Below are 12,399 nucleotides of genomic sequence, written 5' to 3' on the forward strand. Positions count from 1 at the left end.
TTATTGCGCGGTCACGGGGTTCAACGGCTGGTGACACCGTCGACGCGTTGGCTGCGCTGTTTGATGGCGTAACCGACGGCCAGGATCGCCACCCACACCGGGATCAGCAGCACCGAGATTTGAATGCCCGGCGTCAGGTACATGATCACCAGGATGCCGGCCATGAACAGCAGGCACAGGTAGTTGCTGAACGGGTACCAGAACGCTTTGAACTTCGGCACCACACCTTCGCGATTTTTAGCGGCGCGGAACTTCAGGTGCGCCAGGCTGATCATCGCCCAGTTGATCACCAGCGCCGATACCACCAACGCCATCAACAGTTCGAAAGCGCGGCCCGGGATCAGGTAGTTAATCAGCACGCACAGCGCGGTGGCGAGGGCGGAAATGCCGATGGCCACCACCGGCACACCGCGGCCGTCGACCTTCAACAGGCTTTTCGGGCCGTTGCCCTGCTGCGCCAGGCCGTACAGCATGCGGCTGTTACAGTAGACGCAGCTGTTGTACACCGACAGCGCGGCGGTGAGCACCACGATGTTCAGCACGGTCGCCACCAGGTTGCTGTTCAGCGCGTGGAAGATCAGCACGAACGGGCTGCCGCCTTCGACCACTTTGCCCCAAGGGTACAGCGACAGCAGAATGGCCAGCGAACCGATATAGAAGATCAGGATGCGGTAGATCACCTGATTGGTGGCTTTCGGAATGCTCTTTTGCGGGTCGTCGGCTTCGGCGGCGGTGATGCCGACCAGCTCGAGGCCACCGAAGGAGAACATGATCACCGCCATCGCCATCACCAGGCCCATGACGCCGTTCGGGAAGAACCCGCCCTGCGCCCACAGATTGGTAACGGTGGCCTCCGGGCCGCCCATGCCGCTGAACAGCAGGTAGGCGCCGAACACGATCATGCCGATAATCGCCACCACCTTGATGATGGCGAACCAGAACTCCATCTCGCCGTAAACTTTGACGTTGGCCAGGTTGATGGCGTTGATCGCCAGGAAGAATACCGCGGCGGAAACCCAGGTGGGGATCTCCGGCCACCAGTACTGCACGTAGATGCCGACCGCGGTCAGCTCCGCCATCGCCACCAGGACATACAGCACCCAGTAGTTCCAGCCGGAGGCGAAGCCGGCGAAGTTGCCCCAGTATTTGTAGGCGAAGTGGCTGAAGGAACCGGCAACCGGCTCTTCCACCACCATCTCCCCCAGCTGGCGCATGATCAGAAACGCGATGAAGCCGCCGATGGCGTAGCCGAGAAGCACTGACGGGCCGGCCATTTTTATTGTTTGAGCGATACCGAGAAATAACCCGGTGCCGATTGCGCCACCTAAGGCGATGAGCTGAATATGGCGGTTTTTCAGGCCGCGTTTCAGCTGGTCACCATGCTGTTGACCATCCATCAATCAAACCCTCTGTCGTTGTGAATGCCCACATACCTGTAAAGCAGTGGTTACGATGTGTGTTTTGTTTTATTTACGGCGTTATAGCTATTAATTCCACGGCGCCGCTACCGTTTGGCAGAGAATAATGTTATGCGCGTCGGTTTGCACCTGCTTTGTCGTGTGAGTGATTAAGATTGCAGCAGTTTAGGAAACAAAATGCGGGTTGTGTGACGGCGGGAGGGATTCAGTGCATGAAATAAGCAACAAATCACATAATGCGCAAAAATAACGTAGATCCGAGCGGCGGCGCGCGTTCAAATAATGAACGAATCACCGTGGCGCTGCTCGCCAAATAGCCATTCATTAAAGCGTCATAACCATGCAATAAAACTTGGGCAAAAAGTTTGCACTCTTCCTTGCGTAAGGTTTGGTAAAAGTTAAATCCCCAACCCGGCGCGTAAATGGTAATACCATCACGGCGTTACCGGTTTGCAGCGGGGTTTTCAGCGGGGTGTTAAAATGTGCGGGTAACCTGATTTCGATCAAGGCCCGTATGGACAGGAGGTGAATACTTTGTTACTTTACCGTCACGTTTTTGAAATTGGTATTACCAATTGACTCCGCGCCATTCGCAGAGAAGAATTCACTCATGGCCTACAGCAAAATCCGCCAACCCAAGTTGTCAGATGTTATCGAGCAACAGCTCGAATATCTGATCCTCGAGGGGACACTGCGCCCAGGCGAAAAACTGCCTCCGGAGCGCGAGCTGGCGAAACAATTTGATGTCTCCCGTCCTTCTCTGAGAGAGGCCATTCAGCGCCTGGAAGCGAAAGGGCTGCTCCTGCGTCGTCAGGGCGGCGGCACCTTCGTGCAAACTAATCTGTGGCAGAGCTTCAGCGATCCGCTGGCCGAGCTGCTGGCCGACCATCCCGAATCACAGTTCGATCTGCTGGAAACCCGTCACGCGCTGGAAGGCATTGCCGCCTATTACGCGGCGCTGCGCGGCACCGATGAAGATCTGGCGCGCATCCGCGACTGCCACATCGTGATTCAACAGGCTCAAGACAGCGGCGATCTCGACGCCGAAGCCGATGCGGTCATGCAGTATCAAATCGCCGTGACCGAAGCTGCCCACAACGTTGTGTTACTTCACCTGCTACGCTGCATGGGGCCGATGCTGGAACAGAACGTGCGTCAGAACTTTGAATTGCTCTACTCGCGCCGTGAGATGTTGGCAAAAGTGAGCAGCCACCGCGCCGGAATTTTTGAGGCGATTGTGGCACGCGAGCCGGAAAAGGCCCGTGAAGCCTCGCATCGCCACTTGGCGTTTATCGAGGAAATCTTGCTGGATCTCAGCCGGGAGCATACTCGGCGCGAGAGATCGCTACGGCGTCTCCAGCAACGCAAGGATTAAGAGCTGTCCTCTTCAGGGTACACCAGCCTGCGGGGGTTAAGTTCGAGGTACTTAGTTAAGTACTTAAGCGGCAACTAAACTGATGGGCCTGTCTTCGTGTGTTTTTGCACAGAGCACAGGAAGACAGGCTCCAAACAAACCATTAGACAGATAAGGAATACCACCATGTCAGAACGTTTAAACAATGACGTGGATCCGATCGAAACCCGCGACTGGCTGCAGGCGATCGAATCGGTCATCCGTGAAGAGGGTGTTGAGCGAGCTCAGTTTCTGATTGATCAGGTATTGGGAGAAGCCCGCAAAGGCGGCGTTAACGTTGCGGCCGGTGCTGCAGCGCACAACTACGTCAACACCATCGCGGTAGAAGACGAACCGGCCTACCCAGGCAACCTGGATCTGGAACGCCGCATTCGCTCTGCGATCCGTTGGAACGCGGTCATGACCGTTCTGCGCGCATCCAAAAAAGACCTGGAGCTGGGCGGCCACATGGCTTCCTTCCAGTCTTCCGCGACCTTCTATGAAGTCTGCTTTAACCACTTCTTCCGCGCACGCAACGAGAAAGACGGCGGCGACCTGGTGTACTTCCAGGGCCACATTTCTCCGGGCGTTTACGCGCGTGCCTTCCTTGAAGGCCGCCTGACCGAAGAACAAATGAACAACTTCCGTCAGGAAGTGCACGGCAAAGGCCTGTCCTCTTACCCGCATCCTAAACTGATGCCGGAATTCTGGCAGTTCCCGACCGTATCCATGGGCCTGGGCCCAATCAGCGCCATCTATCAGGCGAAGTTCCTGAAATATCTGGAACACCGCGGCCTGAAAGACACCTCTGAGCAGACCGTTTACGCCTTCTTGGGCGACGGCGAGATGGATGAGCCGGAATCCAAAGGCGCCATCACCATCGCGACCCGCGAGAAGCTGGACAACCTGGTGTTCGTCATCAACTGCAACCTGCAGCGCCTGGACGGCCCGGTCACCGGCAACGGCAAGATCATCAACGAACTGGAAGGCATCTTCTCCGGCGCAGGCTGGCAGGTGCTGAAAGTGATCTGGGGCGGCCGTTGGGACGAACTGCTGCGTAAAGACACCAGCGGTAAACTGGTTCAGCTGATGAACGAGACCCTGGACGGCGACTACCAGACCTTCAAATCCAAAGACGGCGCTTACGTGCGCGAGCACTTCTTCGGCCGTTACCCGGAAACCGCGGCGCTGGTCAAAGACATGACCGACGACGAAATCTGGGCGCTGAACCGTGGTGGTCACGATCCGAAGAAAATCTTCGCTGCACTGAAAAAAGCGCAGGACACCAAAGGCAAACCGACCGTTATCCTGGCCCACACCATCAAAGGTTACGGCATGGGTGAAACCGCGGAAGGTAAAAACATCGCTCACCAGGTGAAGAAAATGAACATGGAAGGGGTTCACCACTTCCGCGATCGTTTCAACGTGCCGGTTGCCGATGCTGACATCGAAAAACTGCCGTACATCACCTTCGAGAAAGATTCCGAAGAGTACAAATACCTGCACGAACGTCGCCAGGCGCTGAAAGGCTACGTGCCGACGCGTCTGCCGGAGTTCACCCAGAAGCTGGAAATGCCGGCGCTGGAAGATTTCAGCTCGCTGCTGGAAGAGCAGAACAAAGAGATCTCCACCACTATCGCCTTCGTGCGTGCCCTGAACGTGATGCTGAAGAACAAGTCGATCAAAGATCGCCTGGTGCCAATCATCGCCGACGAAGCGCGTACCTTCGGTATGGAAGGTCTGTTCCGTCAGATCGGTATCTACAGCCCGAACGGCCAGCAGTACACCCCGCAGGACCGTGAGCAGGTGGCTTACTACAAAGAAGACGAGAAAGGCCAAATCCTGCAGGAAGGCATCAACGAACTGGGCGCAGCTTCTTCCTGGCTGGCCGCAGCGACTTCCTACAGCACCAACGATCTGCCGATGATTCCGTTCTACATCTACTACTCGATGTTCGGTTTCCAACGTATCGGCGACCTGTGCTGGGCAGCGGGCGACCAACAGGCGCGCGGCTTCCTGATCGGCGGGACCTCGGGCCGTACTACCCTGAACGGCGAAGGTCTGCAGCACGAAGATGGCCACAGCCACATTCAGTCTCTGACCATCCCTAACTGCATCTCTTACGATCCGGCTTACGCGTACGAAGTGGCGGTGATCATGCACGACGGTCTGGTGCGCATGTATGGTGACAACCCGGAAAACGTGTACTACTACCTGACCACGCTGAACGAAAACTACCACATGCCTGCGATGCCGCAGGGTGCGGAAGAAGGTATCCGCAAGGGTATCTACAAGCTGGAAACGCTGGAAGGCAGCAAAGGCAAGGTACAGCTGCTGGGCTCCGGCGCCATCCTGCGCCACGTGCGCGAAGCTGCGCAGATCCTGGCGAAGGACTACGGCGTGGGTTCCGACACCTACAGCGTGACCTCGTTCACCGAACTGGCGCGCGACGGCCAGGACTGCGAGCGCTGGAACATGCTGCACCCAACCGAAACGCCACGCGTGCCTTACATCGCTCAGGTGATGAGCGACGCGCCGGCGGTAGCTTCTACCGACTACATGAAACTGTTCGCCGAACAGGTTCGTACTTATGTGCCGGCCAGCGACTATCGCGTACTGGGCACCGACGGCTTCGGTCGTTCGGACAGCCGCGAAAACCTGCGTCACCACTTCGAAGTCGATGCATCCTACGTGGTGGTTGCTGCTCTGGGTGAACTGGCTAAACGCGGTGAGATCGAAGCTTCTGTGGTTGCCGATGCAATCAAGAAATTCGACATCAACCCGGAAAAAGTTAACCCGCGTCTGGCCTAAGAGGTACTGAATAATGTCTATCGAAATCAACGTACCGGATATCGGTGCAGATGAAGTCGAAATCACCGAGATTCTGGTGAAGGTCGGCGATAAAGTTGAAGCGGAACAATCGCTGATCACCGTGGAAGGCGACAAGGCTTCCATGGAAGTGCCATCCCCGCAGGCGGGCGTGGTGAAAGAGATCAAAGTGGCGGTCGGCGATAAAACCGAAACCGGCAAACTGATCATGATCTTCGAAGCGGCAGGCGCAGCGGAAGCTGCACCGGCGGCGAAAGCGGAAGAAAAACCGGCGGCAGCAGCAGCTGCCCCGGCTGCCGCTGCGGCCAAAGACGTTGCCGTGCCGGACATCGGCGCCGACGAAGTCGAAGTGACCGAGATCCTGGTGAAAGTGGGCGACAAGGTGGAAGCCGAGCAGTCCCTGATCACCGTGGAAGGCGACAAGGCTTCCATGGAAGTCCCTGCGCCGTTCGCGGGCACCGTGAAAGAGATCAAGATCGCGACCGGCGACAAAGTGAAAACCGGTTCCCTGATCATGGTGTTCGAAGTGGCCGGCGACGCTTCCGCTGCGGCCCCGGCTGCGGTTGAAGCTCCTGCCGCCGCTGCAGCGCCTGCGGCCTCTGCGGCCAAAGACGTCGCCGTGCCGGATATCGGCGGCGACGAAGTCGAAGTGACCGAAGTGATGGTTAAGGTGGGCGACAAGGTTGCCGCCGAGCAGTCTCTGATCACCGTGGAAGGCGACAAGGCCTCCATGGAAGTGCCTGCACCGTTCGCGGGTACCGTGAAAGAGATCAAGATCGCGACCGGCGACAAAGTGAAAACCGGCTCCCTGATCATGGTGTTCGAAGTGGAAGGCGCTGCGCCTGCCGCTGCCGCCGCTCCAGCCGCTAAAGCGGAAGCTGCGCCGGCTCCGGCCGCTGCTAAAGCCGCCGCTCCGGCTGCGAAAGCTGACGACAAAGGCGAGTTCGCCGAGAACGCGGCATACGTGCACGCGACCCCGGTCATTCGTCGTCTGGCGCGTGAATTCGGCGTTAACCTGGCGAAAGTGAAAGGCACCGGTCGTAAAGGCCGCATCCTGCGCGAAGACGTTCAGGCTTACGTGAAAGACGCGGTGAAACGCGCTGAAGCGGCCCCGGCCGCTGCCGGCGGCGGTCTGCCAGGCATGCTGCCATGGCCGAAAGTGGACTTCAGCAAGTTCGGCGAGATCGAAGAAGTCGAAATGGGTCGCATCCAGAAGATCTCTGGCGCGAACCTGAGCCGCAACTGGGTGATGATCCCGCACGTGACTCACTTCGACAAAACCGACATCACCGATCTGGAAGCGTTCCGCAAACAGCAGAACGAAGAAGCGGCCAAGCGCAAGCTGGACGTGAAGTTCACGCCTGTCGTGTTCATCATGAAAGCCGTTGCTGCCGCTCTGGAGCAGATGCCGCGCTTCAACAGCTCGCTGTCCGAAGACGGTCAGAAGCTGACGCTGAAGAAATACATCAACATCGGCGTGGCGGTAGATACCCCGAACGGCCTGGTGGTTCCGGTGTTCAAGGACGTGAACAAGAAGAGCATCACCGAGCTGTCTCGCGAACTGATGACCATCTCCAAGAAAGCGCGCGACGGCAAGCTGACCGCGGGCGAGATGCAGGGCGGCTGCTTCACCATCTCCAGCCTGGGTGGCATCGGGACGACTCACTTCGCGCCGATCGTCAACGCGCCGGAAGTGGCTATCCTGGGCGTCTCCAAGTCTGCGATGGAGCCGGTCTGGAACGGTAAAGAGTTCATGCCGCGCCTGATGATGCCGATGTCGCTGTCCTTCGACCACCGCGTTATCGACGGTGCCGATGGTGCGCGCTTCATCACCATCATCAACAACATGTTGTCCGACATTCGCCGTCTGGTGATGTAATGCAAAAGGGGCGCAGCATGCTGCGCCCCTGACGATTCTGTAGCAGTTTTGTCGGATTTTGCATAACTCGACAAAATTGTTGAGACACGGGTCACTCGAACACGCTTTGCAGATTATTAACAATTCTGTAAACTGCTCGCGGTGTAAGCGTCCCGGTGGATGAAGGGCGTTATGAGATCGATTAGCAATAAAAATGACGTCTGACCCGCCGGACAATCAATTAAGAGGTCATGATGAGTACTGAAATTAAAACTCAGGTCGTGGTACTTGGGGCGGGCCCGGCAGGTTACTCTGCAGCCTTTCGTTGCGCTGACTTAGGTCTTGAAACCGTTCTGGTTGAACGTTATTCCACTCTGGGCGGGGTTTGCCTGAACGTGGGATGTATCCCTTCCAAAGCACTGCTGCACGTTGCCAAAGTGATCGAAGAAGCCAAAGCGCTGGCCGAACACGGCATCGTTTTCGGCGAGCCGAAAACCGACATCGACAAAGTGCGCGTCTGGAAAGAAAAAGTCATCACTCAGCTGACCGGCGGTCTGGCTGGCATGGCGAAAGGCCGTAAAGTGAAAGTGGTCAACGGCCTGGGCAAGTTCACCGGCGCTAACACCCTGGTTGTTGAAGGCGAAAACGGCCCAACCACCATCAACTTCGACAACGCCATCATCGCTGCAGGTTCTCGTCCGATCCAACTGCCATTCATTCCTCATGAAGATCCACGCGTGTGGGATTCCACCGATGCGCTGGAACTGAAAACCGTCCCAGAGCGTCTGCTGGTTATGGGCGGCGGCATCATCGGCCTGGAAATGGGCACCGTATACCATGCGCTGGGTTCACAGATCGACGTCGTTGAGATGTTCGATCAGGTTATCCCGGCGGCAGATAAAGACGTGGTGAAAGTCTTCACCAAACGTATCAGCAAGCAGTTCAACCTGATGCTGGAAACCAAAGTGACCGCGGTAGAAGCCAAAGAAGACGGCATCTACGTCACGATGGAAGGTAAAAAAGCGCCGGCAGAACCACAGCGTTACGACGCGGTGCTGGTGGCGATCGGCCGCGTGCCGAACGGCAAACTGCTGGATGCCGGCAAAGCCGGTGTTGAAGTTGACGAGCGTGGCTTCATCAACGTCGACAAACAGCTGCGCACCAACGTGCCGCACATCTTCGCTATCGGCGACATCGTCGGTCAGCCGATGCTGGCGCACAAAGGCGTGCACGAAGGCCACGTTGCCGCAGAAGTTATCGCCGGCATGAAGCACTACTTCGATCCGAAAGTGATCCCATCCATCGCTTACACCGAGCCGGAAGTGGCATGGGTGGGTCTGACCGAGAAAGAAGCGAAAGAGAAAGGCATCAGCTACGAAACCTCCACCTTCCCGTGGGCGGCTTCCGGCCGTGCGATCGCTTCCGACTGTGCAGACGGCATGACCAAACTGATCTTCGACAAAGAAACTCACCGCATCATCGGTGGCGCGATTGTCGGCACCAACGGCGGCGAACTGCTGGGTGAAATCGGTCTGGCTATCGAGATGGGCTGCGACGCGGAAGACATCGCGCTGACCATCCACGCTCACCCGACCCTGCACGAATCCGTGGGCCTGGCGGCGGAGATCTACGAAGGCAGCATCACCGACCTGCCTAACCCGAAAGCCAAGAAGAAGTAATTCTGCTGGTTTGACCGGTTAACAAGCGGCTCCTGACAAGGAGCCGTTTTTTTGCCCAAACTCAGAAAGCGGTTTTTTTGTGGCCGCTGCGCCAAATTCCGATCCCCCTGCTTATATCCATTCTAATTATATGGATATAATGCCCTGCTAGTCCGGCAGCCGATTACGCTGCGCTCAACGATTCAGCAAAGATTTAATGTTGCTTTTATGTGAACGAATTAACAACCGTTTCAAATCCTGATATGCTGGCTGAGCGGAACCGGGCACTGTACCTTACAGTCCAGGACATCGACAGCAGTGCCCCGTCAGGATAGATGGCATCAATATCGCCGTGCGCTCTACCCATCAGTCTTTCATGCTGTAACGCTGTTTGACCGTGTCTGTTTGCCCCAATCACCGTTTCGGGGCCTTTACGGGCCGATCGCCTAGCCACAGAGTGAAACCCCAAGGGTATAAACTCGGTTTGCATATACGCCAGGCACAATAAATGACAATGAGAGCGAGGAGAACGTCGTGCTAGAAGAATACCGTAAGCACGTAGCCGAGCGTGCTGCTGAGGGCATCGCCCCTAAGCCGCTAGACGCCACCCAAATGGCCGCGCTGGTCGAACTACTGAAGAATCCGCCAAAAGGCGAAGAAGAATTCCTGTTAGACCTGCTGATTAACCGTGTTCCACCGGGCGTCGACGAAGCCGCCTACGTCAAAGCAGGTTTCCTGGCGGCCATCGCCAAAGGTGAAGCGACATCCCCCCTGGTTACCCCCGAGAAAGCCATTGAACTGTTAGGCACCATGCAGGGCGGCTATAACATTCACCCGCTGATCGAAGCGCTGGATAACGAAACGCTGGCGCCTATCGCCGCGAAAGCGCTGTCCCACACGCTGCTGATGTTCGACAACTTCTACGACGTGGAAGAGAAGGCCAAGGCCGGTAACCCGCACGCCAAGCAGATCATGCAGTCCTGGGCCGACGCCGAATGGTACCTGTCGCGCCCTGAGCTGGCGGAAAAGATCACCGTCACCGTGTTCAAAGTCACCGGCGAAACCAACACCGATGACCTTTCTCCGGCGCCGGACGCCTGGTCGCGCCCGGATATCCCGCTGCACGCGCTGGCGATGCTGAAAAACGAACGTGAAGGCATCGTGCCGGATCAGCCGGGCAGCGTCGGCCCGATCAAACAGATCGAGCTGCTGAACAAAAAAGGCTTCCCGCTGGCCTACGTCGGCGACGTGGTCGGCACCGGTTCTTCCCGTAAATCCGCCACCAACTCCGTGCTGTGGTTTATGGGCGACGACATCCCGCACGTGCCGAACAAGCGCGGCGGCGGCGTGGTGCTGGGCGGCAAGATTGCGCCTATCTTCTTCAACACCATGGAAGATGCCGGCGCCTTGCCGATCGAAGTGGACGTGTCCGAGCTGAACATGGGCGACGTGATCGACGTTTACCCATACAAAGGTGAAGTGCGCAACCACGAAACCGGCGCGCTGATCGCCAACTTCGAGCTGAAAACCGACGTGCTGCTGGATGAAGTGCGCGCCGGCGGCCGTATCCCGCTGATCATCGGCCGCGGCCTGACCACCAAGGCGCGCGAAGCGCTGGGTCTGCCGCACAGCGATGTGTTCCGTATCGCCAAACCGGTCGCCGCCAGCAGCAAAGGCTTCTCGCTGGCGCAGAAAATGGTCGGCCGCGCCTGCGGCGTCGCCGGCATTCGCCCTGGCGAATACTGCGAACCGAAGATGACCTCCGTCGGTTCTCAGGACACCACCGGCCCGATGACCCGCGATGAGCTGAAAGACCTGGCCTGCCTCGGCTTCTCCGCCGATCTGGTCATGCAGTCATTCTGCCACACCGCCGCGTACCCGAAACCGGTCGACGTGACCACGCACCACACGCTGCCTGACTTCATCATGAACCGCGGCGGCGTCTCGCTGCGTCCGGGCGACGGCGTGATCCACTCCTGGCTGAACCGTATGCTGCTGCCTGACACCGTCGGCACCGGCGGCGATTCCCACACCCGCTTCCCGATCGGCATCTCCTTCCCGGCCGGTTCCGGCCTGGTGGCGTTTGCCGCCGCGACCGGCGTAATGCCGCTGGATATGCCTGAGTCGGTGCTGGTGCGCTTCAAAGGCAAAATGCAGCCGGGCATCACCCTGCGCGATCTGGTGCACGCCATCCCTTACTACGCGATCCAGCAAGGCTTGCTGACCGTCGAGAAGAAGGGCAAGAAAAACATCTTCTCCGGCCGCATCCTGGAGATCGAAGGCCTGCCGGATCTGAAGGTCGAGCAGGCGTTTGAGCTGACCGATGCGTCCGCCGAACGTTCCGCCGCCGGTTGTACCATCAAGCTGGACAAGGCGCCGATCGAAGAGTACCTGAACTCCAACATCGTGCTGCTGAAGTGGATGATCTCCGAAGGTTACGGCGATCGCCGTACGCTGGAGCGCCGTATTCAGGGCATGGAAAAATGGCTGGCGGATCCGCAGCTGCTGGAAGGCGATGCGGATGCGGAATACGCGGCGGTGATCGACATCGATCTGAACGAGATCAAAGAGCCGATCCTGTGCGCGCCGAACGATCCTGACGATGCGCGCCTGCTGTCCGACGTGGCCAACAGCAAAATCGATGAAGTGTTCATCGGTTCTTGCATGACCAACATCGGCCACTTCCGCGCGGCCGGCAAGCTGCTGGATCAGCACAAGGGCCAGCTGCCGACCCGCTTGTGGGTGGCGCCGCCAACCAAGATGGACGCGGCTCAGCTGACCGAAGAAGGCTACTACAGCGTGTTCGGCAAGAGCGGCGCGCGTATCGAGATCCCGGGCTGCTCGCTGTGCATGGGCAACCAGGCGCGCGTGGCGGACGGTGCGACGGTGGTCTCCACCTCGACCCGTAACTTCCCGAACCGTCTGGGCACCGGTGCCAACGTCTATCTGGCGTCAGCCGAACTGGCTGCGGTTGCGTCCCTGCTGGGCCGCCTGCCGACGCCGGACGAGTACCAGACCTATATGGCGCAGGTCGATAAGACGGCGGCGGATACCTACCGCTACCTGAACTTTGACCAGCTGGGGCAGTACACCGAAAAAGCCGACGGCGTGATCTTCCAAACCGCCGTGTAAGCCGCTATATTGCGCAACTGTTTAACGGGAGGCCTTGGCCTCCCGTTTTATTTTGCTCAGTTGCCAACTTTGCGAGCGCTCACTGAGTTAGTCCGCCATTTATGTTTACAC

The 12,399-nt window shown here is 58.0% G+C and carries 6 protein-coding genes; 5 read left to right on the forward strand and 1 reads right to left on the reverse strand.

The features are described from left to right. Nucleotides 1-20 precede the first annotated feature (20 nt). Entirely contained in the window at nt 21-1,397 is a 1,377-nt protein-coding gene (locus tag ACJ8IN_RS04225; RefSeq protein ID WP_033635929.1) for an amino acid permease, read from the reverse strand. A 631-nt stretch (nt 1,398-2,028) separates the two neighbouring features. Here ACJ8IN_RS04225 and pdhR point away from each other — a divergent pair. The 5 genes from pdhR to acnB all read left to right on the forward strand — a co-directional run bounded on the left by pdhR (nt 2,029) and on the right by acnB (nt 12,288). Then, nucleotides 2,029-2,793, forward strand: coding sequence for a pyruvate dehydrogenase complex transcriptional repressor PdhR (gene pdhR, locus ACJ8IN_RS04230; RefSeq protein ID WP_004937490.1), 765 nt, complete (start codon nt 2,029-2,031; stop codon nt 2,791-2,793). Nucleotides 2,794-2,958: 165 nt separating this feature from the next. Beyond that, entirely contained in the window at nt 2,959-5,622 is a 2,664-nt protein-coding gene (gene aceE / locus ACJ8IN_RS04235; RefSeq protein WP_060423004.1) for a pyruvate dehydrogenase (acetyl-transferring), homodimeric type, read from the forward strand. Between the two features lie 13 nt (nt 5,623-5,635). Next, nucleotides 5,636-7,519, forward strand: coding sequence for a pyruvate dehydrogenase complex dihydrolipoyllysine-residue acetyltransferase (gene aceF, locus ACJ8IN_RS04240; RefSeq protein ID WP_308326029.1), 1,884 nt, complete (start codon nt 5,636-5,638; stop codon nt 7,517-7,519). A gap of 233 nt (nt 7,520-7,752) precedes the next feature. Then, nucleotides 7,753-9,177: a dihydrolipoyl dehydrogenase gene (gene lpdA, locus ACJ8IN_RS04245; RefSeq protein ID WP_004937500.1), complete on the forward strand. Its 1,425-nt coding sequence runs from the start codon at nt 7,753-7,755 to the stop codon at nt 9,175-9,177. A 513-nt stretch (nt 9,178-9,690) separates the two neighbouring features. Then, nucleotides 9,691-12,288, forward strand: coding sequence for a bifunctional aconitate hydratase 2/2-methylisocitrate dehydratase (gene acnB, locus ACJ8IN_RS04250; RefSeq protein WP_033635927.1), 2,598 nt, complete (start codon nt 9,691-9,693; stop codon nt 12,286-12,288). Nucleotides 12,289-12,399 lie beyond the last annotated feature (111 nt).

The sequence above is a fragment of the Serratia sp. CY31944 genome, from assembly GCF_052169175.1.
GTDB lineage: Bacteria > Pseudomonadota > Gammaproteobacteria > Enterobacterales > Enterobacteriaceae > Serratia > Serratia sarumanii.